Genomic DNA, 25,702 nt, shown 5'->3' on the forward strand with positions numbered 1-25,702 from the left:
AGCAAGGGAGACGAGCGCGGATGGATGTCGCGGCGCGAACGCCCGGTCACGGCAAGGCGGCCGTCTTCGAAGCAAAGCGGCAGCGCCTGATGAGCGTGGCCTACCGCATGCTCGGCTCCGTCAGCGACGCCGAGGACGTGGTGCAGGACGCCTATCTGCGCTGGCACGCCGCGCCGGAGGTGGCGATCCGTGTGCCGGAAGCCTGGCTCCTGGCCGTCGTCACGCGCCTCGCGCTCGACCGGCTGCGCGCGGCAAAGCGCGAGCGCGACGCCTACGTCGGTCCCTGGCTGCCGGAACCCTGGGCGGGCGGCGCGGGCGTTGCCGAGGCGCCGGACGCGGCCCACGAGCAGGCGGAGGAACTGTCCTACGCCTTTCTCGTCCTCCTGGAACGCCTCGCCCCGGAGGAGCGGGCGGCCTTCCTCCTGCGCGAGGTCTTCGAGGCCGATTACGCGCTCGTGGCGGCGACGCTCGAGCGCAAGGAGGCGGCGTGCCGGCAGCTTGTGCATCGCGCCCGCGAGCGTCTCGCGGCCGGTCGCGCACGCCGAGTCGCCACGGCGGCGGAGAAGGCGGACCTGCTGCGGCGCTTCCAGGCGGCAGCGCGTGCCCAGGACGGCGAGACCCTGGCGCGACTCCTCGCTCCGGATGCCACCTTCACCGCCGACGGCGGCGGCAAGACCTTCGCGGCCCGCAAGGTGCTCGAAGGCGCGGCGCGTATCGCGCATGTCGTCCTCGGCATCCGCCGCAAGGCGCCGGGCCCGGAGGTCGACAGGCTCGTCTGGCTCGACGGCGAGCCGGCCATGACGGTCTGGCGCGACGGCGTGCTGCGCACCGTGACGCTCGTCGACGTCGACGAGGGACGCATCCGCGCCATCTACAACGTCCTCAACCCCGACAAGCTGCGCCACTGCGCCGTCGCATCCAGCTGAGGCGCAGAATCGCAAGAAAAGTCACCGCGCCTGTCACAGGCGCCGGGCCTCGTTCGTCTTCGGGGGCGAGCGACCGGATCACGGGTCGCGCCCACCCCAAAGGATCGATCAATGCAAGCCAGACTGAACGCCTACGAGGTCGCCCCCGAGATCGTCCAGCAGGCCGCAGCGCTGTCCGAGGCGATCAATGCCGTCGGCCTCGAGCCCTCGCTGCTGGAACTCGTGAAGCTGCGCGCCTCCCAGATCAACGGCTGCGCCCATTGCCTGCACATGCACGCCCGCGACGCGCGCAGGGCCGGCGAGAGCGAGATGCGCATTCACCTGCTTCCGGCTTGGCGCGAGACCCTGGTCTTCACCGGGCGCGAACGCGCGGCGCTCGCCTGGACCGAGGCCCTGACCGAGGTGGCGCGCAAGGGTGCGCCCGACCATCTCTACGAGGATCTGAAGGCGCATTTCACCGACAGGGAAATCGTGGCGCTCAACTCGGCAGTCGCCATGATCAACTTCTGGAACCGCTCGGCCATCGGCCTCGGCTACGTCCCGCCGGTGACCCGGGAGAGGTTGGCGGAACAGGCGGCGTGAGGCTCGGGCCGGTGCCGGGCCGGGGGGGGCCGCCCGGAACGGTTGGTTCCCCGAGGCCACACCCTCCGGCAAAACCGCAGCCGCCCGCGGCCCGCGGGCTTTCCCCGGCCGTCCAAGTCGGCCATAAGGGGCCGGTTCTGCCTTGCGCCTTCCGCGCGGGCTTTCAGCGATATTGAAGTGAGGGACCGAATGAAGAAGGCGCTTGTCTTCGCGGCCGTGGCTCTCGGCCTCGCGGCGTGCAACCCCAACAATCCGGGCGATCGTGCAGTGGGCGGCGCGCTCATCGGCGGCGGTGCGGGTGCCCTCGTCGGCGGCCTCGCCTCGGGCACGGCCGGCGGCGCCCTCGTCGGCGGCGCCATCGGCGCGGCGGGCGGCGCCATGATCGGCGCGGCGACCGCTCCGAAGTGCCGCAGCTACTACTATCGTGGCCGCCGCTACGAGGAGTGCTACTGAGCACCTTGCCGCCGGCCCCGGACGCGTGAGCGCCGGGCCGGCTGCGCCAGTGCGCTTTCCGTCTCACGGGGGTCGGAAAGCGCATCCAGCATCTCAGAAGGGGAAGAACCGCGCCGGTCCCCCCTTCGGCGGGAAAGGCTCTATCCTGCGGCGGCGCAGCAGGCGAGATCGTAGCGCATCACCACCTCCCCGCCGATCATCTCGCCCGTCTCGTGAAAACCGGCGCTGGCGTAGAGACGGCGGGCGTGAGTATTGCCGGGCTGAACGCCGAGCACGATCAACGTGCACCCCGGCTGCGCGGCGATGAGTTCGACGACGCGGAGAAGGGCGGCGCGGCCGTAGCCCCGCCCCTGGAAGCGCCGGTCGATCATCAGGCGATAGATCCAGTAGTTTCCGTCGTCGGGATCGAGCGCATACATGGCGAAGCCGACGAGCTTGCCGTCGGCGTGAACGGCGAGGGGCACGCATTCGGGGCGCTCGTCCGCCTCCTCGATCGACTCGGCATTGGTGGCGACGAAATCGGCCTGCTCCGGCGCCACGGCGAGCGCACGCACGGCCTCGCGCTCCTCGTGCGTGAGCGGCGTGACGGCAACGGTCATCGGCGAGATCTCTCCCAAGAGGCTGCTTCTCCGAAGTGGCGGTGTCTTGCCAGGTGGTTTCTCGAAATGGCGCCGACACCTCGTGCGGCTCAATGGGGCGCACCCCACGACGAGGCCTGAGGCGGGATGCGGGATCGCACCGCCGAAGCGTCGGCCCCGGTCTCCTCGCAGTCGAGGATTACCGCAACATGACGCAACGGCACGGGATCAACGGGGCCGCGCGCAGAGCGCGCGCTTGCCCGCCCTCTCGCAGGCGCGCAGCATGGGTCGCGCGGACAACAGAGGAGGGGCGCATGCGATTGGACGGCTCGTGCCATTGCGGGGCGGTGCGCTTTTCGGTGACGGCCTATGCGCCGGCACCCTATCTGCGCTGCTACTGCTCCATCTGCCGCAAGACCGCGGGCGGCGGCGGATATGCCATCAATCTGGGCGCCAAGGCCGATACCCTGGAGGTCCAAGGGGCCGAGCACATCACAGTCTTCCACGCCCGCATCGACGGCGAAAGGAGCCCGGCCGAGCGCCGCTTCTGCTCGCGCTGCGGCTCGGCGCTGTGGGTGTGGGACCCGGGCTGGCCGGAACTCGTTCATCCTTTCGCCAGCGCCATCGACACGCCGCTGCCGGAGGCGCCGGAAACCGTGCACATGATGCTCGGCTCGAAGGCGAACTGGGTGCGCGTCGATGCGCGCGACGGGGAGGAGCGCTACGAGGACTATCCGCCCCACTCACTGGAAGCCTGGCACCGCGCCCGCGGCCTGCTCGACGAGACGTGAGCCGGCGAGACGCGAGCCAGCTCGGCGCCGGAGGCTGCGCCCGTCAGATGACGTTCTCCTCGCGCAGCGGCCGACCGGCAAGGATGCGCTCGTAACCGAGCGCCGAGAGGTCGAGCGTCACGAAACGGCCGTGCACGATTTCCTCGGCGATGCCGCGGCCGACGGCCGGCGACTGCTGCAGACCGTGGCCGGAGAAGCCGTTGGCGAGGTAGAAATTCTGAGGCCCGGCGCGGCCGACGATGGCGTTGTGGTCGAGGAGGTTCATGTCGTAGGGTCCGGCCCAGGCGCGCCCGGGGCGGATCGCCTCGAAGGCCGGCACGCGCGCGGCGAGCGCCGGCCAGATCGTCTCCTCGAAGAAGGACCAGTCGACGTCCTCGGCGTCGTCGCCCCAATCGGGGTCGTTCTCCGGGCCCGGCGAGGCGCCGCAGATGAACATCTGGCCGTCGGCGCCGGGATGGCCCTCCGGCCGCACATAGACGCCCTTCGTGTCGATCATCAGCGGGCAGTTCATCACCGGTCCCTTGCAGGTGAAGGAGAAGACGTAGCGCTTCTTGGGAAAGACCGGGATGTCGAGCCCGGCCGAGGCGGCGATGCGCCGGCCGTCCGAGCCGGCGCAGTTGACCACCGCCCCGCAGGCGATGCGCGTGCCATCCCTGAGGCGCACGGCGGTGATGCGGTCGCCCTCCCGCTCGAGATCGGCGACCTCGCCCGTCACGTAGTCGGCGCCCAGCGCCCGTGCCTTCTTGCGGAAGGCCTGCAGCAGCCCCCAGCCGTCGAACCAGCCCTCGCCCGAGCGGCCCCAGGTGCCGACGAGGAGATCGTCGCTGGCGAGCCAGGGGAACTGGCCCTTGAGGCCGTCCCGGTCGAGGAGGAGGATGTCGGCACCCTCCGCCGTTTGCAGGGCGTGGTTGCGCGTCAGCGTCTTCGCGCCCTCCTGCGAGGCGGCGAGATAGAGATAGCCGCCCTCGTTGAGGTCGATGCGCGGTTGATCGCCGCCGACAGCCAGGCGCTCGCCGATCGAGCGCAGGAAGGCGATGCCGAAGAGGGAAATGCGGATGTTGATGGCGCTCGAATATTGCTGACGAATGGAGGCGGCCGAGAGCGCCGAGGCCGAGCGGGCGTAGGTCGCGTCCTTCTCGACGACGACGACGCGCCCCGTGAAGGCCGGATCGCTGAGGAGATGGTAGGCGACCGAGGAGCCCATCGCCGCGCCGCCGACGATGACGATATCGGCCGTGGACGGGGACGGGACGGCGGGAGCTTGCGACATTGGGGGAGATGCCTGGGAAGTGCCTGTCGGGGATTGCGGGCCGCGCGCGGCGGGCGCCAGCGTCGTCGCGTCATTTCATGAGCCGTGCGCATGATTGACGCAAGCGCGTCACTTTGTCGAGGGGGCGCGGCGCGGGACGGTGCGGGGGGCGGCGGCTCAGGCGGCCGCGCATTCGCCGACGAGCCAGTCGCGGAAGGCAGCCACCGCCGGACGGTTCGCCTTCTCCTCCGGATAGACGAGATAGTAGGCCTCCGCGCTCGTCACCGGCCGGTCGAAGGGCACGGCAAGCGCGCCGGACTTCAATTCCTCCTCCACGAGGAAGCGCGGCACGATGGCGAGCCCCAAGCCCGCGACCGCGGCCTGCGCCACCATGGCGAACTGCTCGAAGCGCGGGCCCATCACCGCCCTGTCCGGCGCGAGCCCCTGAGCGACGAGCCACTGCGCCCAGGCGCGCGGGCGCGTCGCCTGCTGCAGGAGCGGCACGGAAAGCACGTCGGCCGGCTGCTTGAGCCCCGCACGGGCGATGAGCGCCGGGCTCGCCACGGGGACGATCTCCTCGCCCATCAGCCGGTGCAGGCGCGCCCCCGGCCACACGGCGTCGCCAAAGTGGATCGCGGCGTCGAGGCCCTCGTGCGCGAAGTCGAAGGGCAGGACGCGCGTGGCGAAATTGATGGTGACGCTGGGATTGCGCTGGAAGAAGCCGGGCAGGCGCGGGATGAGCCAGCGCGTGCCGAAGGTCGGCAGGATCGCGAGGTTGAGGACGCCGCCCGCACCGCGGAAGGCCATGGCGTTGACGGTCGCCGCCGACAGGCGGGCGAGCCCGTCGCGCACCTCCGCCGCATAGGCAGCGCCCGCCGCCGTCAGCACCACGCGCTGGCGCACGCGCTCGAACAGCTTGAGGCCGAGCTGGTCCTCGAGTCCCGCCACCTGGCGGCTCACCGCACCCTGGGTCAGGTTGAGCTCCTCGGCCGCCTTCGTGAAGCTGAGGTGCCGCGCCGCCGCCTCGAAGGCGGCGAGGGCGGCGAGCGAGGGCAAGGTCAGGCGTTGGGCGGTATCGCGCGGCAGCATTCACATAACTCATGAAGTCGTGAGAACATATCGTTTGTCTTGCGGCTTGGAAACGGCCATTTTCTGCCCCTGAACTGCGCAAGGGCCGGCTTCCCGGCCCGTTCCGCCATCGACCGTCCGAGGGGCCCGCCGCTGGTCTCGGGACGCCCCGGCCGTCGGCCGGCACATATCGCCAACGAGGGGCGCATGACCGTTCACACCACTCTCCCGTCCGTCCGGGACGAGGCCCTCGCCATCCTGAAGCGCCTCGAGGTGCCGGACAGCGCCTTTGCCGACAAGGGGCTCGTCGCGCGCTCGCCGATCACCGGCGAGGTCGTCGCCACCGTGCGTGAGACCTCGGCGGAGGAGGCGAAGGCCGCCATTGGCCGCGCGGCGGAAGCCTTCAAGGCCTGGCGCAGGGTGCCGGCGCCGAAGCGCGGCGAGTTCGTGCGCCTCCTCGGCGAGGGGCTGCGCGCCGCCAAGGACGACCTTGGCCGGCTCGTCACGCTGGAGGCCGGCAAGATCACCTCCGAGGGCCTCGGCGAGGTCCAGGAGATGATCGACATCTGCGATTTCGCTGTTGGCCTGTCGCGCCAGCTCTACGGTCTCACCGTGGCGACCGAGCGCGCCGACCACCGCATGATGGAGACCTGGCATCCGCTCGGTGTCTGCGGCGTCATCTCCGCCTTCAACTTCCCCGTCGCGGTGTGGTCGTGGAACGCCGCGCTCGCCTTCGTTTGTGGCGATCCGGTGGTGTGGAAGCCGTCTGAAAAGACCCCGCTCACCGCGCTTGCTACGCAGGCGATCGTGGAGCGCGCCGCCAGGCGCTACGGCGAGGCCGGGCTCGGGCCCGTGCCGGCAGGCCTGTCGGAGGTGATCGTCGGCGGCCGCGAGATCGGCGAGGTGCTGGTCGACGATCCGCGCGTGCCGGTCGTGTCGGCCACGGGTTCGACCGCCATGGGCCGCAAGGTCGGCCCGAAGCTTGCCGCCCGCTTCGCCCGCGCCATCCTCGAACTCGGCGGCAACAATGCCGCCATCGTAGCCCCCTCGGCTGATCTCGACCTCGCCTTGCGCGGCATCGCCTTCGCGGCCATGGGCACGGCCGGCCAGCGCTGCACCACGCTGCGTCGCCTTTTCGTGCACGAGAGTGTCTACGACAGGCTCGTGCCGCGCCTCGCCAGGGTCTACGGCAATGTCACGATCGGCGATCCGCGCGCCAAGGGCACGCTGGTCGGCCCGCTCATCGACGCCCACGCCTTCGAGAGCATGGAGAAGGCGCTCGACGAGGCGAAGGCCGCGGGCGGCAAGGTGCACGGCGGCGGCCGCGTTGCGGGGCTCGGCGGGGAGGGGGCCTATTACGTGCGCCCGGCCCTCGTCGAGATGCCGGGCCAGACAGGCCCCATGCTGCACGAGACCTTCGCGCCCATCCTCTACGTCGTGCGCTATCGCGACTTCGACGAGGCGGTCGCCCTGCACAATGCTGTGGGGGCGGGCCTCTCGTCGTCGATCTTCACGCTCGACATGCGTGAGGCCGAGCGCTTCGTCTCCGTCGAGGGTTCGGACTGCGGTATCGCCAACGTCAACATCGGCCCCTCGGGGGCCGAGATCGGCGGTGCCTTCGGCGGCGAGAAGGAGACGGGCGGCGGCCGCGAGGCGGGCTCGGACGCCTGGAAGGCCTACATGCGCCGCGCCACCAACACGCTCAACTACGGCACGGCCCTGCCGCTGGCGCAGGGTGTCACCTTCGACGTGGGCGAGTGATCCTGTCGGGAACGAACAGAAACGAGCGAGCATCGTCGTTCCGGCCCCCCGGCACCGCGGGGCCGGGAGACTGGCGAGGAGAGGAAGAGGACATGGCCGAGGCGGCGAAGAAGAGCGGCGTGAAGGGTGACAGGCAGAACGCCTTCGACTGGGCGGACCCTTTCCGGCTCGATGACCAGCTCACCGACGACGAGCGCATGATCCGCGACACGGCGCGGGCCTATGCGCAGGAGAAGCTCCTGCCGCGCGTCATCGAGGCCTACCGCGAGGAGAAGACCGACCGCACCATCTTCAACGAGATGGGCGAGCTCGGCCTCCTTGGCGTGACGCTGCCGGAGGAATATGGCTGTGCCGGGGCCTCCTACGTGGCCTACGGCCTCGTGGCCCGCGAGGTCGAGCGCGTCGACTCCGGCTACCGCTCGATGATGAGCGTGCAGTCGTCTCTCGTCATGTATCCGATCTACGCCTATGGCGACGAGACGCAGCGCAAGCGCTACCTGCCCAGGCTCGCCTCGGGCGAATGGGTGGGCTGCTTCGGCCTGACCGAGCCGGATGCCGGCTCCGATCCCGCCGGCATGAAGACGCGCGCCGAGAAGATTGACGGCGGCTACCGCCTCGTCGGCTCCAAGATGTGGATCTCCAATTCGCCGATCGCCGACGTCTTCGTCGTCTGGGCTAAGTCGGCGGCGCATGACGGCGCCATCCGCGGCTTCGTGCTGGAGAAGGGGCTGAAGGGCCTCTCCGCGCCGAAGATCGGCGGCAAGCTTTCCCTGCGCGCCTCGATCACCGGCGAGATCGTGCTCGACAACGTCGAGGTGCCGGAGAGCGCGCTTCTGCCGAACGTCTCGGGCCTGAAGGGTCCGTTCGGCTGCCTGAACCGCGCTCGCTACGGCATCTCCTGGGGCGCCATGGGCGCTGCCGAGGACTGCTGGCACCGCGCCCGCCAGTACACGCTCGACCGCAAGCAGTTCGGTCGGCCCCTGGCGGCGACCCAGCTCGTCCAGAAGAAGCTTGCCGACATGCAGACGGAGATCGCGCTCGGCCTGCAGGCGTCCCTGCGCGTCGGTCGCCTGTTCGACGAGGGCAAGCTCGCCCCCGAGATCATCTCCATTGTCAAGCGCAACAACTGCGGCAAGGCGCTCGACATCGCCCGCATGGCGCGCGACATGCACGGCGGCAACGGTATCTCGGAAGAGTTCCACGTCATGCGCCACGCCCAGAACCTCGAGACGGTGAACACCTACGAGGGCACGCACGACGTGCACGCGCTCATCCTCGGCCGCGCCCAGACAGGCATCCAGGCGTTCTTCTGAGCGGGCACTGTTTGTAGCCTTCGCCCGGCCACTTCGCCGCTCCCTCCCCGATGGGGAGGGAGCGGAGCGGCGCGCCAGGAACGGGACTGACGCATGAGCACCCCCCCTCTCCACGGCCTGAAGGTTCTCGAGCTCGCCCGCATCCTTGCCGGGCCGTGGGTCGGCCAGCTCCTTGCCGACCTCGGCGCCGACGTCGTCAAGGTCGAGCGGCCGGGGACGGGCGACGACACGCGCGGCTGGGGCCCGCCCTTCGTCGCGGCGGCGGACGGCTCCGACCTGTCGGCCGCCTATTTCCACGCCTGCAACCGCGGCAAGCGCTCGATCACCGTCGATTTCGAGACGGCCGAGGGCCAGGCCCTCGTGCGCCGGCTCGCCGCCCGAGCCGACGTGCTCGTGGAGAACTTCAAGGTCGGGGGCCTGAAGAAATACGGCCTCGACTACGAGAGTCTCAGCGCGGTCAATCCGCGTCTCGTCTACTGCTCGGTCACCGGTTTCGGCCAGAACGGCCCCTACAAGGATCGCGCCGGCTACGACTTCATGATCCAGGGCCTCGGCGGCATCATGGACCTGACCGGCGCGCCGGACGGCGAGCCGATGAAGATCGGCGTTGCCTTTGCCGACATCTTCACGGGCCTCTACGCCACGATCGGCATCATGGCGGCCCTGCGCCGCCGCGATGAAACGGGTGTCGGCGGCATGGTCGACATGGCGCTCCTCGACGCGCAGGTGGGCGTGCTCGCCAACCAGGCGATGAACTACCTCGTCTCGGGCGAGGCGCCGCGGCGCCTGGGCAATGCCCATCCCAACATCGTGCCCTACCAGGTCTTCCCCGTGGCGGACGGGCACGTCATCGTCGCCGTCGGCAACGACGGCCAATTCCGCAAGTTCTGCGCCGTGCTCGGCGCGCCGGGCCTCGCCGACGAGCCCGACTTCGCGACGAACAAGGCCCGCGTCGCCAACCGGGCGCGTCTCGTGCCGGCCCTGTCGGAGCTGACGAAGGCCAAGACGCGCGCCGAGCTCCTTGCCGCGCTCGAGGCGCAGGGTGTGCCGGCGGGGCCCATCAACACGCTCGCGGACGTCTTCGCCGACCCGCAGGTGATCGCGCGCGGCATGCGCGTCGACCTGCCCTCGGCGGCGGCAAAAGGCGGCGCGATCCCGAGCGTGCGCACGCCCATCGTCCTCGACGGCGAGGCGATGGTCGCCATGCGCCCCTCGCCGCGCCTCGGCGAACATACGGACGAGGTGCTCGCCGATCCGGCATGGATGGGCGCGCGCTGATCATGGGCGCCCGGAAGGCGCCTTGCGGGACGACCGCTGACAGAGGGAAGAGATGATTGAGGCCAAGATGAACGAGGCCGCGCCCCGCACCGGCGGACAGATCCTCGTCGACCAGCTCCTCGCCCACGGCGTCACCCACGCCTTCTGCGTGCCGGGCGAGAGCTATCTCGCCGTGCTCGACGCGCTCCATGATGCTTCAATCGACGTCACCGTCTGCCGGCAGGAGGGCGGCGCCGCCATGATGGCGGAGGCACACGGCAAGCTCACGGGCCGGCCCGGCATTTGCTTCGTCACGCGCGGGCCCGGCGCCACCAACGCCTCGCCCGGCGTGCACATCGCCCGGCAGGATTCGACGCCGATGATCCTCTTCGTCGGCCAGATCGAGCGCAGCATGCGCGAGCGCGAAGCCTTCCAGGAGCTCGACTATCGAGCCGTCTTCGGCCCGATGGCGAAATGGGCGACGGAAATCGACGAGGCGGCGCGCATGCCCGAGATCATCTCGCGCGCCTTCCACGTGGCGACATCCGGCCGCCCGGGCCCCGTGGTCATCGCCCTGCCCGAGGACATGCTGACGGAGGTGGCGACCGTCGCCGATGCGCCGGCCTACGAGCCCGTGGAGACGCATCCCTCCCTCGGCCAGATGGCCGAGCTGCAGAAGCTTCTCTGGGCGGCGAAGCGACCGGTCGCGATCCTCGGTGGCAGCCGCTGGAGCGAGCAGGCGGTGCAGCGCTTCGTGCGCTTCGCCGAGCGCTTCGACTTGGCCTGCGCCGTCTCCTTCCGCCGCCAGATGCTCTTCCCCGCCGATCATCCGAACTTCATCGGCGATCTCGGCATCGGCCCCAATCCCAAGCTCCTCGCCCGCATCAAGGAGGCGGACGTGGTGCTCGTCGTCGGCGGCCGCCTGTCGGAGATGCCGAGCCAGAGCTACACGCTCTTCGACATCCCGACCCCGCGCCAGACGCTGGTGCACGTGCATCCGGACACGGGCGAGCTCGGTCGCGTCTATCGTCCGCATCTTGCGATCAACGCCTCGGCCACGGCCTTCACGGCAGCGCTCGAGGGGCTGCAGCCACCGCAGGTCATCCCCTGGCGAGAGGACACCAAGGCCGCTCGCACCGCCTATCTCGCCTGGAGCGACCCGACGCCGATCAGGACGCCCGGCGCCCTGCAGATGGGCGAGGTCATGGCCTATCTGGAGAAGGTGCTGCCCGCCGATGCGGTGATGTGCAACGGCGCCGGCAACTATGCCACCTGGCTGCACCGCTTCCATCGCTTCCGTCGCTTCGGCACGCAGCTTGCGCCGACCTCGGGCTCGATGGGCTACGGCGTGCCGGCGGCGGTCGGGGCGAAGAAGCTCTTCCCCGGGCGCGCCGTCGTCGCCTTCGCCGGCGACGGCTGCTTCCTGATGAACGGGCAGGAATTCGCCACCGCCGTGCAGTACGATCTTCCGATCATCGTGCTCGTCATCGACAACGGCATCTACGGCACGATCCGCATGCACCAGGAGCGCGAATATCCCGGCCGCATCTCGGCGACGACGCTGAAGAACCCCGATTTCGCCGCCTACGCGCGTGCCTTCGGCGGCCATGGCGAGCGGGTGGAAAAGACGGAGGACTTCGCTCCCGCCTTCGAGCGGGCGCTCGCCAGCGGCAAGCCCGCCATCCTGCACTGCCTCATCGATCCCGAGGCCATCAGCCCGGCGACGACGCTCTCGGCCATCCGCGAGAAGGCACTGGCGGCGAAGGCGTGACGCGGGACGGGGGGCCGGCGGTCCGCGGTCACGGCCGGCGGAAGGTCCTCACCTCCGACTGGCTGCCGTCGAAATAGGTGAGCTGCACCGAGACCGTCTGTACCGAGGCGGGAATGGTGCGGTAGGGCGCGACGTCGGCGGGGACGGCGTGAGGGTTCGTCTCGTCGCAGGGCGGCAGGGGCACGAGCGTGTCGAGCGCCCCGCCGTCGAAGCCGATGACCACGCGGTCGATGGCGCAGCGATAGCTGACGAGATGGGTGAAGTAGAGGAGCGTGTCGCGGTCGGCGCGGAAGGCGACCCACGCGCCGGGCATGCGCTCCAGGATGTCACGCTGGCTCATGAGGAGCGCCGCGCGCGGGTCGAAGGCGATCTCGAAGGGGCCGGCCGCGCGTCCCTTCGTGTCCTCGTAGCGGACGAAGAGGCGCGTCTGCCCCTGGTCGGCCGGCAGCTCGAAGCTCGGCATGGGCACCGGCCGGCCGGTGCGCGGATCGAGAGCCGGCGTCGTGCCAGTGGACTTGAAGGCCCCCGCCTCGCCGATGCGATAGGCGATGGCGGTCGCGGCCTCCGGCAGCGACAGGGTGACGACCCAGCCGGTGTTCGAACGCATGAAGCCGGCCGTAGGCTCCAGCGTCGCGTTGCGGAAGTAGGCGGCGAGCGCCGCCTGGCGCCTGCGGGCGCGATCGAGCCACTGGGCGAGCACCGACTGGTCGAGGAAATAGGGCACGAGCCGCCCCTCCCGCTCGGCCTGCAGGAAGGCCGAGAGCGCCTCGTATTCGCTGCGCCGGTCGGCAAGCGTCTGGCTGCCGAGCCGGTCCTCCGAATATTCCTCCGACAGGAGATATTGCGCCGGCGCATAATCGGGATGGGCGGCGGCGAAGGCCTCCACCTTGGCGCGCCGCTCCGCATCATCGAACTGGAGGGCGTGGACGATTTCCACGATACGCGCCGGAGCGGAGCGCATCAGCTCGGAATAGACCTCGCGCGCGCCGGCGCGGCCGTCCTGCACACGCAGAAGGGCGGAGAGGCGCAGGTGCGGGTCGACGAACTCCTGCCCCAGCCGCGCCAGTGCCAGATAGGCGCGGCGGGCGGCGAGCGCATCGCCGCGCGCCTCGTAGAGGCGGGCGTTGTGATAGAGCTCGGGCGCGGTCTTCGCCTCCGCCACGATGCCGCCCTGGCGGGACAAGGCCGCGAAAGCCTCGGCCGGCGTCGCGGGGGCGGGTTGCAGGGGCGCGGTTCCCGCGTCGGCCGCCTGCTCGGCGGCCGAGGGCGATGGGGCTGGCTTCTCCGGCACCGGGCGCAACCACAGGACCCCGGCGACGCCTGCCGCCAGCACGGCGGCGCCCGCCGTGATCGCGGCCCCGCGCCAGCGGCGCGGCGCCGCGGCGGCCCGCGTCCCGTCCTTGCCAGCCGCGGCGCGCGGCCAGGCGACGACGAAGGCGTGCACCGGCTGCGGGATGTTCTTCACCTCGCGCTCGCCGATGTCGCGGAAGGGCACGGAGATCTTGTTGGCCACCGCCTCGTGCACCGAGCGAGACACGCAGATGCCACCGGGCTCGGCGAGGCCCTCGAGCCGCGCAGCGATGTTGACGCCGTCGCCCAGGAGGTCGCCGTTGCGCTCCACCACGTCGCCGATGGTGATGCCGATGCGGAAGGTGAGCCGTCGGTTGGGCGGGTAGGCGAGGTTGCGCGTGCGCAGCGATTCCTGGATGTCGATGGCGCAGCGCGTCGCCTCCACCGCGCTCTCGAACTCGCACATCACCGAGTCGCCGGCGGTATTGAAGATGCGTCCACCGGCCTTGCGCACGAAGTCGTCGAAGACCTCGCGGTAGGCCGCGAGGCGGCGCAGCGTCTCCTCCTCGTCCTCGGCGACGAGGCGCGAATAGCCCGCGACGTCGGCGGCGAGGATGGCGGCGATCTTGCGCTTCAGGCGCATGGGTTCCTGCACGGCGACGCTCTCGCGATGTTGCGGCCTGTCGATCATCGCATGTCGATCGTTATCGGCGACCTCAGGACCTTATGGGAAGACGGTCGCGCCGCGTCCGTGACGTTGCGCACCGCGCGCCGGCTCGATGCCGTGCGATTCAGGCGGCTTCGTGTTCGCACGGCTCCTGCGGCGGTTCGTGTTCCTGGCATATGCTCAGCGAGTCGCGCTCGCTCAAGGGCACGAGCAGCAGGCCGCAGAAATGTGGCGCGCCTTCGGGCGCCTCGGGACGGAAGAACCGGCAGGTGCGGCAGACACCGAAGGGGCGCCCGCCGTTACGGGCGATGGTGGCGGCGAGCAGCATGCCGAGGCCCGTGGCGGTACCCGCGAGCATCGGCCCGGCGAGGGTTGCGGCAGCCTCCGCCAGCAGGCCGAGCGGATCGTCAGCGAGGAGGCGCTCGCCGGTTTCGGTGAGGAAGAGGCGCACGCTGCGCCCCGACGCGGGGTCCGGCTCCTTGCGCACAAGCCCCTTGCGCTCAAGGGCAATGAGCGTCTGCGACACGGTGCCCTTCGTCGCCGCGAGGTAGCGGGTCAGCGCCCCGGGCGTGTTGGAGAAGCGGTTGCAGCGGGCGAGATAGCGCAGCGCCTCCCATTGTGCGGGATTGAGGGCGGACTCGTGTTCGCGGGCGCGCACGAGCCGGGCGAGCCGCTCGACGGTCTCGGCGAGATGGCGGGCATGGTCCGGAGGGCTGCTCACCGTGGTCTGATCCGCGCTGCGTCGCGACGTGGGGGCTGCTCATCGGCTGCCGCGGGTTGAACCCCTCGAACGGTCAAGGGATTCGGCCAGCGTGATCAAAGCGCCGTGATCGGGCCCTGTCCAATGTTGGATCGCGTCGGCCGGGCCGCGGGAGCCCCCTGTTGCCAGAACGCGATCCTTTGGCCCATAATGTATCGACTCGATACTATTTGCGAGACAAATCGCCATGTGCCTTCGCTCCCTGCTTCCAGTGGCACTCGCCCTGTCGCTTCCCCACGGACCCGCTGCCGCCCACGAGGTCACGGCGAAGGCAGACGCCAAGGCGCCCCCCAGCCTTGACATCCTGCGCGCCCAGGCGACGACGGACGGCCGCCTCGCCACCTTCCTGATGGAGGTCGCCGGGGAGGCGGGCAGGGCCGTCCCCGCCAGGACCGGCAAGCTTCCCGGCGCCAAGGTTGCAGCCTATGTCTGGCCGACGAAGCTTGACCCCTCGGCCGCCGGCTTCGCGAAGGACGCGGGGCTTCTGGCCCTGGCCGTGACCGCCCATCCCGACTTCGACGACACGCCCCTCTACGACGAGAACGGCGACGGCGATCCGGCCAATGACGGCGCTGGGTGGCACGCGCACTGGGTGGTGCTCGGCGAGGACAAGGCCTGCGCGGGTGGGCTGAAGGTCAAGGACGTGAGCCCCGGCGAGGCGGTGCTGCCGCCCACCGCGCCGGGCCTGCCGCTGCTCCTCGACAGTCCCGGCATGAGCCCGCTCCTCAAGGGGCGGACGGTGACGCTCACCGTGCCGCTCAAGGGAGCGGAGGGCCAGGCCTTCGATGCCGTGACGGCGGAACTCGCCGTCAACGGCGAGGGCAAGGCGCCGCTCCTCTGCGTCACCGGCGTCGCCAAGGTCGCCTCGGGCGATCTCTCCTTCCCCGGCCGGATCACGCGGAGCGAAGGGAAGTGACGATCAAGCGCGATCCCGAGGCGCGCACGCGCGCCTTCTCATCACAGGAGCAGCCATGAGCGGGACTGCGGGCCTCGCGCCCGAATTCGATGTGAGCGAGTGGATCGGCGGACCGCCCGACCTCTCGCTCGCCGAGCTGCGCGGCAAGGTCGTCGTGGCCTATGCCTTCCAGATGCTCTGCCCGGGCTGCGTGGCCGAGGCCCTGCCGCAGGCGCGGCGCCTCGCCGCCGTCTTCCCGCGGGAGATGGTCGCCGTCCTCGGCCTGCACACCGTGTTCGAGCACCACGAAGCCATGATGCCACTTGCGCTGCGGGCCTTTATACAGGAATACCGCATCGACTTTCCGGTCGGCGTCGACCGGGCGAACGGAAGGGAGTTGCCGAGAACCATGGCGCGCTACCGGATGCAGGGCACACCGACCATTCTGATGATCGACCGCGCGGGACGGCTGCGCCGCCAACACTTCGGCCATGTCGACGACATCGCGCTCGGCGCCGAGGTGATGGCTCTCGTGGCCGAGGCCGCGTCGCCCCAGGCCGCCGCGGGCGCGCCCGCCGGCCGGGGGTGCACGGACGGGGAGTGCGCGGCATGATCCGGCAGATCGTCGCCCTGCGCCACGTCGCCTTCGAGGATCTCGGCACATTCGCCGATGTCGCCGCCGCGCGTGGCATTGCGATCGTCTATCGCGAAGCGGGCATCGACGCCCTGCCGCGCACGCTCGCCGAGGATACGGCCCTCGCCGTGCTTGGCGGACCGATCGGCGCCTACGAGGAGGACCGCTATCCCTTCCTCCTCGACGAGCTCAGGCTGATCGATGCCGCGCTCGCCGCCGGCCGGCCGGTGCTCGGCATCTGCCTCGGCGCCCAGCTCCTCGCCCGGGCGCTCGGCGCGCGCGTCTATCCCGGCAAGGCGAAGGAGATCGGCTTTGCGCCGGTCACCCTGACGCCGGCCGGCGAGAAGTCCTGCCTCGGGCAACTCGCGGCGAGCGGCAACGTCGTCCTGCATTGGCACGGCGACACCTTCGACCTGCCGGCGGGCACCGAGCGCCTCGCCGAGACGCCGATCACGCCGAACCAGGCGTTTTCGCGCGGGCCCGGCGTGCTCGGGCTGCAGTTCCATCCCGAGCTGCGCGCCGCCGAACTCGAGCGCTGGCTGATCGGCCACACGGCGGAGCTCTCGGCGGTGGGCATCGATCCGCGCGACCTGCGCCGCGATGCCGCCCTGCACGGCGCCCGTCTGGAGGCAGCCGCCCGCGCCATGATGGCCGCCTGGTTCGACGGCCTCGGCATCCCCGAGCGCGCGGCGACACCTGCGAGTGCGGCCGCGCGTGCGTAGAGCGACGTCCACCCCTCTGTCGACCCCGCCCGTCGCTCGGGGATGCCCCCGGGAGCGGCGGGTTCAAGGGCAGGGCAGAGGATCGCTCCCGAACGGTCCGCGCGCGTGGCCGCCGGACTTTCGCGGGCGTCCGCCACGTCGCATGCTCAATGCGCCGCTTCCCAGTTGTCGCCCGCCCGCGCGTCCACCTGGAGGGGGACGGCGAGCTGCACGGCCGGGTGCGGTGCCTCCTCCATGACCTTGCGCACGACGGGGAGCGTTGCCTCCACCTGATCCTCCGGCACCTCGAAGACGAGTTCGTCGTGCACCTGCAGCAGCATGCGCGCGTCGAGCTTGGCTTCGGCGAGCGCGCCGTCCATGCGGATCATGGCGCGGCGGATGATATCGGCGCCGGAGCCCTGCAGCGGCGCGTTGATCGCCTGGCGCTCGACGAAGGCCCGCTCGGATGGGTTCGACGACCTGATCTGCGGATAGTGGCAGATGCGGCCGAACAGCGTCTTCACGTAGCCGTTCTCGCGGCAGAAGCGCTTCGTCTCCTCCATGTAGTCGCGGATGCCGGGAAAGCGCTCGAAATACTTCTTGATGTAGGCCGAGGCCTCCTCGCGCGCGATGCCGAGCTGGGCGGCGAGGCCGAAGGCGGAGATGCCGTAGATGATGCCGAAGTTGATGGCCTTGGCCCGTCGGCGCACCTGCGGGTCCATGTCCTTCACGGCCACGCCGAACATCTCGGACGCCGTCATGGCATGGATGTCGATGCCGTCGGCGAAGGCCTGCCGGAGCTGCGGGATGTCGGCGACGTGGGCGAGGAGCCTGAGTTCGATCTGTGAATAATCGGCCGAGATGAGCTTCATGCCCGCCGTCGCCACGAAGGCGGAGCGGATCTTGCGCCCCTCTTCGGTGCGCACGGGGATGTTCTGCAGGTTGGGCTCGGAGGAGGACAGCCGCCCGGTCGTCGTCGCGGCGAGCGCGTAGGAGGTATGCACGCGCTTCGTTTGCGGGTTCACATAGCCGGGCAGGGCGTCGGTGTAGGTGGATTTCAGCTTGGCGAGCTGCCGCCAGTCCAGGATCTTCGCCGGCAGAGGATGCCCCTGTTCGGCCAGGTCCTCCAGCACGCCGGCGCCGGTCGACCACTGGCCCGTCGCCGTCTTCTTGGCTCCGGGCAGGCCCATCTTGCCGAAGAGGATGTCGCCGAGCTGCTTGGGGCTGCCGATGGTGAAGCGCTCGCCCGCGAGCGCGTAGATCTCGTCCTCGAGCCCGGCGAGCTTCTGCGCAAAGTCGCCCGACAGGCGCGACAGGATCGTCCGGTCGATGGCGATGCCGCGCTCCTCCATGCGCGCGAGCGTCGCCACCATCGGCCGTTCGAGCGTTTCGTAGACGGTGGTCTTGCCCTCGGCCACGAGGCGCGGCTTGAGCACGCGCCACAGGCGCAGCGTCACGTCGGCGTCCTCGGCGGCGTAAGCCGTCGCCTTGTCGATGGCGACGCGGTCAAAGGTGACCGCGTTCTTGCCCGTGCCCGCCACTTCGCCGTAGGTGATCGGCTTGTGGCCGAGGTGCTTCTCGGAGAGTCCGTCCATGCCGTGGCCGTTGAGCCCGGCGTCGAGCACATAGGAGATGAGCATCGTGTCGTCGTAGGGGGCGAGCCTGATGCCGTGCCGGGCGAAGACCAGCCAGTCGTATTTCAGATTCTGGCCGACCTTGAGCACGCCCGGGTCCTCGAGCAGCGGCTTCAGCCGCGCAATCGCCGCATCGAGCGGGATCTGGCCGGGCAGGAGCCCGGACCCGAAGAGGTCTGAACCGCCGCGGTGCTGCAGCGGCACGTAGGCCGCGCGCCCGGGCGCCGTCGCCAGCGAGAAGCCAACGAGGTCGGCCTGCATGGCGTCGAGGGAATTGGTCTCGGTGTCCACGGAGACGAAGCCGACGTCCGTCGCCTCCGCGATCCACGCTTCCAGGCGCTCGACGGACGTGACGGTCTCGTAGGCCGAGCGGTCGACCGGCGTGCCGAGCGCTTCCTTCGCCCGCGTCCCGGCGAGGGCTGCCGGCGTCGACGCCGGCTCGGGCGCCTTCTCCTCGCCGCGTGCCGCCTTGTCAGCCGGCCTCGCGGCCGGGGCGGCGCCCGCCTCGGCCCGGGCAGCCGCTTCCTGCGACCAGCCGCTGCCGACGTCCGCGGCGGCGTCGATCGCGGCCGGATCGACATCGTATTCCTCGGCCACGCGCCGCGTGATGGTCGTGAATTCGAGCGCCTTGAGGAAGGCGACGAGAGGCTTCGGGTCCGGCGGCACGAGGATGAGATCGGCGAGCGGCACCTCGAGCGCCACGTCGTCGACCAGCGTCACGAGCTTCTTCGAGATGCGGATGTTGTCGACGACCTCGGCGTTGGTCAGCGTCTCGCGGCGCTTCGGCTGCTTGATCTCGCCGGCGCGCGCGAGGAGTGTGTCGAGATCGCCGTATTCGCCGATGAGCTGGGCGGCGGTCTTGAGGCCGATGCCGGGGGCGCCGGGCACGTTGTCGGTTGCATCCCCGGCGAGCGCCTGCACGTCGGTCACCTTGGCCGGCGGCACGCCGAAATACTCGACGACCTCCGCCTCGCCGATGCGTCGCTCGGCGCGGTAGCCGCCCTTGCCCTGCGTGCCCGAAGCCGGGTCGTACATGGCGACGCCGGGGCGCACGAGCTGCATCAGGTCCTTGTCGGCCGAGATGATGAGCACGTCCGCTCCCGCCGCGGTCGCCTGCGCGGCATAGGTCGCGATGAGGTCGTCGGCCTCGTAGGTGTCCTGCTCGATGGGCACGAGGCCGAAGGCGCGCACCGCCTGCCGCATGAGCGGGAACTGCGGCACGAGGTCCTCCGGCGGCTCCTGACGGTTCGCCTTGTAGGGCGGATAGAGCTCCTTGCGGAAGGAGTTCTCCGACTTGTCGAAGATGATGGCGAGATGCGTCGGCTTCACGCCGACCGCGCCTTCGCGCACGAACTGGAAGAGCTTGGTGCAGAAGAGACGCACGGCCCCTGTCGGCAGGCCGTCGGACCGGTAGTTGTATTTCCGGTCCTGGTTGATGGACTGGAAATAGGCGCGGAAGACGAAGGACGAGCCGTCGACGAGGAAGACGTGATCGCCTTTCTGAATGGGGCGGGCGGACTGGGTCATGAGGCCAATGGGATTCGAAAGGGGCCGTTTGGCGCGGGACTATGGCACGCGCCGCCGCTTCGTGCGACCGTTGCCCGCAACCATAATGCGGAGGATCGCCCCGCCATGGTAGCAGCCACCTGCGTACCGCTCGTCTTCGACGAACGTCCGGTGCCGGAGATGATCGACCGCGCCGGCGTCTTCGGGGCGCTGATGCGCCGCTGCCGCACGGTGCGCGACTATTCCGACCGGCCCGTGCCGCGCGCTGTCATCGAGAGCGCCATCCGCACCGCCGCTTCGGCCCCCTCGGGCGCCAACCAGCAGCCCTGGACCTTCGTGGCGATCTCGGACCCGACGGTGAAGCGCAGGATCCGCATCGCGGCGGAAGCGGAGGAGAGGGAGGTCAACGCAGGCCGCGCCGGCGAGGAGTGGCTTGCGGCGCTGAGCCACCTCGGCACGGATTGGGAGAAGCCCTTCCTCGAAACCGCGCCCTGGCTCGTCGCCATCTTCGCCCAGCGCTGGGGCGTGACGCCTGACGGGCGGCGCGTGAAGCACTACTACATGCCCGAATCGGTCGGCATCGCCTCAGGCTTCCTCATTGCCGCCCTGCACAATGCCGGCCTCGCAACCCTCACCCACACGCCGGCGCCGATGAACTTCCTCAACGAGATCTGCGGTCGGCCCGACAACGAGACGGCGGTGATCCTCCTCGTCGTCGGCTATCCGGCGGAAGGCTGCCAGGTGCCGGCCATCGGCGAGAAGGGCCTCGACGAAGTGGCCGTCTTCATCGAGTAACAGGCACCGGTGCAGGGCTGAACGCCCGGGCCGGTCCCGTTGCCCGGGTCACGCTGCCGGCGCGAGCCGCGACACGGGCATCAGGCGGAAGGCCGCGGGCCGCGTGAAGAGGAAGGACAGGCGCGTGTCCTGCACGAGCCGCTCGAGCACCAGCGGCACGACGACGGCGACGGTGGTGATGAAGGCCGAAGCCCAGCCCACATCGCCGACGAGGCCGAGCTTGACGAGCGCCACGCGTGTCAGGGCCATCGGCAGGAAGAAGGCGAGGTAGATCGCGATGGAGTGCTCGCCGCAGTAGCGGAAGGGCCGTGCCAGCGCTGTCCGGGCGAGCAGCGACGCGGCGGCGACGATCGCGCCGGCGCCGGCCAGCCCGAGCGCGAGCGAGACGAGCGGCAGGCTTGCAAGCGTCGGATAGCCCGTCAGGCCTGCCGGCGTCAGGGCGAGGATGCCATTGGCGAGCGCCCAGGCGGCAAGCCCCGCGAGCGTCGCGAGCGGCCGCGTCGCGACACGCGCGGCGAAGGCGAAGATCGCCGGCGCCAGGAGATAGCCCACGAGGAAATAGACGTAGCGGGCCGCAAATTCGTCGACGACCGTCCAGCCTGTGTGGACCGGCATCGTCTGCAGGGCCGCGGCCAGCCCCAGGAGCGCGAAAGGCGGCACCCGGCGCAAGAGTTTCGTCGCCACGGAGAAGATTGCGAGCAGGTAAACGAACCACAATGTGCCGAGCGGCTCGACGAATCCGAGCGCGAACTGGCGCAGGAGCTCGGCCGGATCTCCGCCGGCAAGCCCCCAGCCCTTGAAGGCGAACTGGATGAGGAACCAGAGCAGGTAGAAATAGAGGAAATGGACGACGCGCCTGTCGCCGTAGGAGCGCCAGTCGCGGTCGATCACGCGGCCGAGGAACAGGCCGGAGACGAGGAAGAAGTCCGGCATGCGGAAGGGCTTGGCGAAGGCCACCACCGTGTGCAGCCAGCCCTCGCGCCCGACGGCCTCGCCAAGGCCAAGCGTTGAATGCATCATCACCACGAGGATGATGCACAGCCCCTTGGCCGTATCGACCCAGGCGACTCGCGTCGCATCCGTTGCACTCGCGCTGTCGAATGCCGTCGTCCGCATGGCCGCACCGTCCCGTTTCTGCCTGCCCGTTTCGGATGGGTGTGCCAGAATGGCACGAGGTACCACGATGCGGCGAAGCTTGGTCCACCGCACCGGAACGCTCAGCAAGACGCGGGCCAGGGGGCGATTGCCGAGCGGGAGCGAGCCGTCATGCCGCGATACGACTGCCTCGTCGTCGTTGGAAGCTTCCAGCCCTTCCATGAGGGTCATCGCTTCGTGCTCGACCGGACGCTTGCTCTGGCGAGGCGCGTCGTCGTCCTGATCGGCGCCGCCGGTGCGCCGCGCTCCCTGCGCAATCCCTTCACGGCCGGGGAACGCGCGGCGATGCTCGCGGGGGTCTATCCGCGGGAGGTCGCGGCACAGCGCCTCCTCGTTGCGGCCGTCGAGGACAACCTCTACGACGAGGCCGCCTGGGCGGCCGAGGTTCGACGCATCGCAGCCCGCGTCCTCCCTGGGACGGCAGGGGGCGGCGGCAGGATCGCGATCGTCGCCTGCGTGGGGAGCCGCCTGTGCTCCGACCCGGCGGTGATGGCGCCGTGGGAGGTCCTGCCGATGGAACCGCCGCCCGGCGGACCGAGCGCCGCCGCCATTCGCGACGCCTATCTCCGAGCCGAAGCGCCCCTGCCCATGGCGGCCTGCCCGCCGGCGGTCGTTGCAGTCCTGCACGCGTTCCGCGATACGCCGGGCTTCTCGGAGCTCCTCGCCGACGCCTTCGTCCGGCACGCCGATCATGTGCTCCTCATCCGCCGCGGCAGCCGGCCGGGTCGGGGCCTCCTCGCCCTTCCGGGCGGCTTCGTCGAAGCGGGCGAGACGCCGACGGAGGCGGCCATCCGCGAGTTGCGGGAGGAGACGGGCATCGCCGCCCGCGACGGCGCGATCACCGCCGAGATGCTGCGCGCATGGATGGTGCCCGAGAGGATGCGGGTGTTCGACGCGCCCTGGCGCGACGACCGCGCCCGCATCGTCACACACTGCGTGCCTTTCCTCGTCCCCGACGCCGTCGAGCGCCCCCGCATCGCCAGCGGCGGCGACGCGGCGGAGGCCGCCTGGCACCGCCTCGCCGACCTCGGCCCGGCAGGCTTCTATGCCGATCACTGGTCGATCCTGCGCCGCATGCTCGGTTCCTGACCGGCGGCCCGCGACGGGTCCAGCCGCCGGACGGGTGGCTCCGCCTGTCGAGCCTCACGGCCGCGTCATGCACAGCGCTCGCAGAAAGCCATTTGCAGGATCGGGGTTCCTGGGCTAGTTTCCGCCCGCTCACCACGGCCTGCACCCGTAGCTCAGCTGGATAGAGCGTTGCCCTCCGAAGGCAAAGGTCACACGTTCGAATCGTGTCGGGTGCGCCAATGATTTCAATGGCTTGGGCTGGTGTTCGCAGAGGTGAGAATACTTCGGGTAGCAACGGGGCAGCACGCTCTACCGGCTGATTCCTGCCGATGTTTTCCACAGTTTCGGCCGCCGCCCTTACCCGGTGCCCGTCTCTCTAAAGAGTGATGGACAGAGCGCTGAGGGTAGTTCACCTTCCGGAGCCGCCTTCGCGCCTCCACATAGCGCTGTAGAAGGCGGAGCCGAGGAAAGGGGACGGGTGCTTCCTTGGTGGGTAGGAGCAAGGGCGTCACTTGTATTTTTCGCCCTGTTCCTGGCAGTGCGCCCGCACACGGGCAAGCCAGGCATCAAACCAGACCCACGTTCCCTTGTAGTCCCCCGCGCAACCGAAACCCTTCGCAGGGTCTTTGGCATCAAGACGCTTCCACAGCTCGGTGTGATTGTGCAGCTTGAAGGTCGGGTAGCCCTCGGCCTGCATCGTTTCGACCACTTGCGCTGCGGTGTATCGCTTCTTGTTGACCTCCTTCAGCAGCACCCGGGGCGACCGTTCCTTATGCTGTCGCGTTCTCCCGCCCTGCTGCGAAGGCCGCGTCCGCCTGCCGGCGCAGGAGATCGGCGCGGCTGAGGTAGCGGGGCGAGAAGTGGAAGGGGGTGAGGCGCTTCACGCCGGCTTGCCGGGCGATGCGGCCGGCCTGTCCTGCCGTCAGATGCGCGCGGGCTGCGGCGATGGCCTCGTCCTCGTCCAGGAAGGGGGCCTCGATGAAGAGCTGGTCGGCGCCGCGCGCGAGCGCCACCATCCGGGCGACATTGTCCGCGTGGAAGGCGGCATCAACCACATAGGCGATGCGCTGCCCGCGCGCGGCGCGCAGGGCGTGCTGCTTCAGCACGCCGAGCGGCAGGCCGAGGCGGGGCGAAACCGGGACGGGCGTATCGTCGGGGGCGCCGAGGCGCACGGCGCGCTTGGCGGCCGTGAGCCAGGGGCCGACGGTGAGGCCGAGTTCCGCGAGGCCCTGCGGCCGCACGTCCACACGCAGCCGCTCCTGCAGGGCGAAGGCGAGGCAGGGCGTTCCGTGGTCGAGCACCGCGCCCTCGACGCGGAACTCGCCCTCGTCGAGCAGAATGCCGGGCGGCAGGGCGGGCGGCTCCGCCTCCTTGCGGCGAAAGGCCTCGCGCGCCCGGAAGACGGCACAGCGGCCATAGCCCGCCTCGCCCCATTCGCTGGCGACGATCGAAAAATCGACGGATGCTTCGCCGAGCAGGTTCCATGTATAGGCGGAGAGCTTTGCCGCGACTGCGTCGAGGAAACCCGCTGGGCCGGCAAGGTGCAGCGGCGCCGGTCGGTAGAGGCAGGCGCGCAACAGGCGGTCGAAGCCCGCGAAATGGTCCATATGCATGTGCGAGACGAAGGCGTCGCTGACGCGCATGAGCTCGCGCCAGGAGAGGGGCGACAGGTCACCGAGGTCGAACAGCAGCGCACGCCGGCCGAAGCGGAAGTCGATGAACAGCCCCGGGTCGGAGAACGGCTCGTTCACGAGCCGCGGTCGAACGAGCCAGCTCATGTGCCATTCGGCCTCCACCGGGATCTCCGGCCCAGTCGGCCGGACGGACGGCGCGAAGGGCCCCTCGAGCGGCGCGTCAGCCGGCCGCAACCCTCCCGCATACGTTCGCCCTGGCGGCGAGCCGCCGCGCGAGCGCGAGGCTCTCCGGCAGTTCCGCATCGTAGCGCTCGGTGATCTCCAGCACGAGGGCCGTGTCGGGCAGGAAGGTCAGTTCCGCGAAAAGCTCCTCCCACGGGATGTCGCCCCAGCCGAGCGGCAGGTGCAGATCGCCGATGCCGAGCGCCGTCGCCTCGCAGGGGTGGTGGAAGTGGGTCATCGTACAGGGACGGCCGAAGGAATCGTGCACGTGCAGGTGGCCCGCCACGGCGGCCATGGCGCGGATCTGCTCGCGCCAGTCGAGGCCGCGGCGCGTGCATTCGATATAGGCGTGGCTGAAGTCGAGGAGGGCGCAGAGGTTGGGACGGCCGATCGCCTGCACCGTGGCGGCGACCTCGGCCGGGCTCTGCCGGTATTCGGCATCGCTCATGGCGAAGATGTTCTCGAGGGCGATGCGCACGCCGTAACCGCGCGCCACTTCCGCCATCTCCGCGAGTGCCTCCCGCTCCAGCGTGTCGTAGCGGGTGTGGTCGGCGATGCGCCCCGCCGGCGCCGTGCCGGAATGGTGCACGAGCACTGTCGCACCGACGCGGTCGCACAGCTCGAGCATGGCGCGCACCACGGCCTTCTGCAGGGGCAGGTGCGGCTCATCCATGAAGTTCGAGACGATCTGACCGTGTACCGTGTAGCGCAGCGGATAGCGCCGGCAGATCTCGGCAAGCCGCTGCGCCCGCGAGCCGATGACGCGCCCGCCGGCGATCAGGTCCTCACCGTAGAGCGACAGCTCCGCCACGTCGGCGCGGAGGGCAACGAAGCGTGCGAGCGCCGCCTCCAGGACCGAGAGATCGCCGATGCCCGTGCCGGTGCAGAAGCCGACGCCGGAAATGATGCCGTGATCGGACATGGGGGTTGTTCCGTTCCGGGACGCGACGAGCCGCGCCCCAGTCTGCGGCGCGGCTCGTGCATTGGCCGTC

General features: G+C 70.2%; 23 protein-coding genes and 1 tRNA gene. 14 read left to right on the forward strand and 10 right to left on the reverse strand.

The window, feature by feature from the left end:
* Window positions 1-20 precede the first annotated feature (20 nt).
* The 3 genes from sigJ (at window position 21) to QNA08_RS14885 (ending at window position 1,961) form a co-directional block, all read left to right on the forward strand.
* The gene (gene sigJ, locus QNA08_RS14875) at window positions 21-926 is read left to right on the forward strand and encodes an RNA polymerase sigma factor SigJ (RefSeq protein WP_283741517.1); all 906 of its coding nucleotides are present in this window, start codon (window positions 21-23) and stop codon (window positions 924-926) included.
* A 111-nt stretch (window positions 927-1,037) separates the two neighbouring features.
* Window positions 1,038-1,508: a carboxymuconolactone decarboxylase family protein gene (locus QNA08_RS14880; protein WP_283741518.1), complete on the forward strand. Its 471-nt coding sequence runs from the start codon at window positions 1,038-1,040 to the stop codon at window positions 1,506-1,508.
* A gap of 189 nt (window positions 1,509-1,697) precedes the next feature.
* The gene (locus QNA08_RS14885; protein WP_283741519.1) at window positions 1,698-1,961 is read left to right on the forward strand and encodes a glycine zipper domain-containing protein; all 264 of its coding nucleotides are present in this window, start codon (window positions 1,698-1,700) and stop codon (window positions 1,959-1,961) included.
* Window positions 1,962-2,101: 140 nt separating this feature from the next.
* On the opposite strand, the gene QNA08_RS14890 is transcribed toward QNA08_RS14885, so the two are convergent.
* A complete protein-coding gene (locus tag QNA08_RS14890; protein WP_283741520.1) occupies window positions 2,102-2,560 on the reverse strand; it encodes a GNAT family N-acetyltransferase in 459 nt (152 codons plus the stop codon).
* Window positions 2,561-2,853: 293 nt separating this feature from the next.
* On the opposite strand from QNA08_RS14890, the gene QNA08_RS14895 reads away from it, so the two are divergent.
* A complete protein-coding gene (locus tag QNA08_RS14895) occupies window positions 2,854-3,330 on the forward strand; it encodes a GFA family protein (RefSeq protein ID WP_283741521.1) in 477 nt (158 codons plus the stop codon).
* 43 nt (window positions 3,331-3,373) lie between these two features.
* Here QNA08_RS14895 and QNA08_RS14900 read toward each other — a convergent pair whose 3' ends face one another.
* Window positions 3,374-4,600: an NAD(P)/FAD-dependent oxidoreductase gene (locus QNA08_RS14900; protein ID WP_283741522.1), complete on the reverse strand. Its 1,227-nt coding sequence runs from the start codon at window positions 4,598-4,600 to the stop codon at window positions 3,374-3,376.
* Between the two features lie 156 nt (window positions 4,601-4,756).
* On the reverse strand, window positions 4,757-5,668 hold the full coding sequence (locus QNA08_RS14905) for a LysR family transcriptional regulator (protein WP_283741523.1): 912 nt from the start codon (window positions 5,666-5,668) through the stop codon (window positions 4,757-4,759).
* Window positions 5,669-5,854: 186 nt separating this feature from the next.
* Here QNA08_RS14905 and amaB point away from each other — a divergent pair, with 186 nt between their 5' ends.
* The 4 genes from amaB (at window position 5,855) to QNA08_RS14925 (ending at window position 11,749) form a co-directional block, all read left to right on the forward strand.
* Window positions 5,855-7,408 carry an L-piperidine-6-carboxylate dehydrogenase gene (gene amaB, locus QNA08_RS14910; RefSeq protein WP_283741524.1) on the forward strand — a complete coding sequence of 518 codons (1,554 nt, stop codon included), beginning with the start codon at window positions 5,855-5,857 and terminating at the stop codon, window positions 7,406-7,408.
* Window positions 7,409-7,500: 92 nt separating this feature from the next.
* Window positions 7,501-8,721, forward strand: a complete 1,221-nt coding sequence (locus tag QNA08_RS14915; RefSeq protein WP_283741525.1) for an acyl-CoA dehydrogenase — start codon at window positions 7,501-7,503, stop codon at window positions 8,719-8,721.
* Window positions 8,722-8,814: 93 nt separating this feature from the next.
* Complete coding sequence (locus tag QNA08_RS14920) at window positions 8,815-9,999, forward strand: CaiB/BaiF CoA transferase family protein (RefSeq protein ID WP_283741526.1); 1,185 nt, start codon at window positions 8,815-8,817, stop codon at window positions 9,997-9,999.
* A 52-nt stretch (window positions 10,000-10,051) separates the two neighbouring features.
* The gene (locus tag QNA08_RS14925) at window positions 10,052-11,749 is read left to right on the forward strand and encodes a thiamine pyrophosphate-binding protein (RefSeq protein WP_283741527.1); all 1,698 of its coding nucleotides are present in this window, start codon (window positions 10,052-10,054) and stop codon (window positions 11,747-11,749) included.
* 28 nt (window positions 11,750-11,777) lie between these two features.
* On the opposite strand, the gene QNA08_RS14930 is transcribed toward QNA08_RS14925, so the two are convergent.
* Together QNA08_RS14930 and QNA08_RS14935 are read right to left on the reverse strand one after the other, a co-directional pair.
* Window positions 11,778-13,730: an adenylate/guanylate cyclase domain-containing protein gene (locus tag QNA08_RS14930; RefSeq protein ID WP_283741528.1), complete on the reverse strand. Its 1,953-nt coding sequence runs from the start codon at window positions 13,728-13,730 to the stop codon at window positions 11,778-11,780.
* A 100-nt stretch (window positions 13,731-13,830) separates the two neighbouring features.
* Window positions 13,831-14,427: a MarR family winged helix-turn-helix transcriptional regulator gene (locus QNA08_RS14935; RefSeq protein ID WP_283741529.1), complete on the reverse strand. Its 597-nt coding sequence runs from the start codon at window positions 14,425-14,427 to the stop codon at window positions 13,831-13,833.
* Window positions 14,428-14,653: 226 nt separating this feature from the next.
* Here QNA08_RS14935 and QNA08_RS14940 point away from each other — a divergent pair, with 226 nt between their 5' ends.
* From QNA08_RS14940 to QNA08_RS14950, 3 genes are read left to right on the forward strand one after another with little or no spacing between them, the layout of a single operon-like run.
* On the forward strand, window positions 14,654-15,382 hold the full coding sequence (locus QNA08_RS14940; RefSeq protein WP_283741530.1) for a hypothetical protein: 729 nt from the start codon (window positions 14,654-14,656) through the stop codon (window positions 15,380-15,382).
* Between the two features lie 55 nt (window positions 15,383-15,437).
* Window positions 15,438-15,974, forward strand: coding sequence for a peroxiredoxin family protein (locus QNA08_RS14945; protein WP_283741531.1), 537 nt, complete (start codon window positions 15,438-15,440; stop codon window positions 15,972-15,974).
* On the forward strand, window positions 15,971-16,717 hold the full coding sequence (locus QNA08_RS14950; RefSeq protein WP_283741532.1) for a glutamine amidotransferase: 747 nt from the start codon (window positions 15,971-15,973) through the stop codon (window positions 16,715-16,717). Before QNA08_RS14945 ends, QNA08_RS14950 begins: the two co-directional genes overlap by 4 nt.
* Window positions 16,718-16,863: 146 nt before the next feature.
* Here the strand turns inward: QNA08_RS14950 and polA are convergent, their stop codons facing one another.
* Window positions 16,864-19,857, reverse strand: coding sequence for a DNA polymerase I (gene polA, locus QNA08_RS14955; RefSeq protein WP_283741533.1), 2,994 nt, complete (start codon window positions 19,855-19,857; stop codon window positions 16,864-16,866).
* A gap of 105 nt (window positions 19,858-19,962) precedes the next feature.
* Here polA and QNA08_RS14960 point away from each other — a divergent pair, with 105 nt between their 5' ends.
* Window positions 19,963-20,631 carry a nitroreductase family protein gene (locus QNA08_RS14960; RefSeq protein WP_283741534.1) on the forward strand — a complete coding sequence of 223 codons (669 nt, stop codon included), beginning with the start codon at window positions 19,963-19,965 and terminating at the stop codon, window positions 20,629-20,631.
* A gap of 48 nt (window positions 20,632-20,679) precedes the next feature.
* Here QNA08_RS14960 and QNA08_RS14965 read toward each other — a convergent pair whose 3' ends face one another.
* Entirely contained in the window at window positions 20,680-21,747 is a 1,068-nt protein-coding gene (locus QNA08_RS14965; protein ID WP_283741535.1) for an acyltransferase family protein, read from the reverse strand.
* Window positions 21,748-21,897: 150 nt separating this feature from the next.
* Here QNA08_RS14965 and QNA08_RS14970 point away from each other — a divergent pair, with 150 nt between their 5' ends.
* Together QNA08_RS14970 and QNA08_RS14975 are read left to right on the forward strand one after the other, a co-directional pair.
* Window positions 21,898-22,875: an NUDIX domain-containing protein gene (locus QNA08_RS14970; protein ID WP_283741536.1), complete on the forward strand. Its 978-nt coding sequence runs from the start codon at window positions 21,898-21,900 to the stop codon at window positions 22,873-22,875.
* A gap of 141 nt (window positions 22,876-23,016) precedes the next feature.
* A tRNA-Arg gene (locus QNA08_RS14975) sits at window positions 23,017-23,093 on the forward strand.
* A gap of 269 nt (window positions 23,094-23,362) precedes the next feature.
* Here QNA08_RS14975 and QNA08_RS14980 read toward each other — a convergent pair.
* The 3 genes from QNA08_RS14980 to QNA08_RS14990 form a co-directional block, all read right to left on the reverse strand.
* Window positions 23,363-23,608, reverse strand: coding sequence for a hypothetical protein (locus QNA08_RS14980; protein ID WP_283741537.1), 246 nt, complete (start codon window positions 23,606-23,608; stop codon window positions 23,363-23,365).
* 16 nt (window positions 23,609-23,624) lie between these two features.
* The gene (locus QNA08_RS14985; protein ID WP_283741538.1) at window positions 23,625-24,632 is read right to left on the reverse strand and encodes a ribonuclease Z; all 1,008 of its coding nucleotides are present in this window, start codon (window positions 24,630-24,632) and stop codon (window positions 23,625-23,627) included.
* A 76-nt stretch (window positions 24,633-24,708) separates the two neighbouring features.
* Window positions 24,709-25,632 carry a sugar phosphate isomerase/epimerase family protein gene (locus QNA08_RS14990; RefSeq protein ID WP_283741539.1) on the reverse strand — a complete coding sequence of 308 codons (924 nt, stop codon included), beginning with the start codon at window positions 25,630-25,632 and terminating at the stop codon, window positions 24,709-24,711.
* Window positions 25,633-25,702: the final 70 nt, after the last annotated feature.

Origin of the sequence: Chelatococcus albus (assembly GCF_030067675.1) — a bacterium.
In the GTDB taxonomy this organism is placed as follows: domain Bacteria; phylum Pseudomonadota; class Alphaproteobacteria; order Rhizobiales; family Beijerinckiaceae; genus Chelatococcus_A; species Chelatococcus_A albus.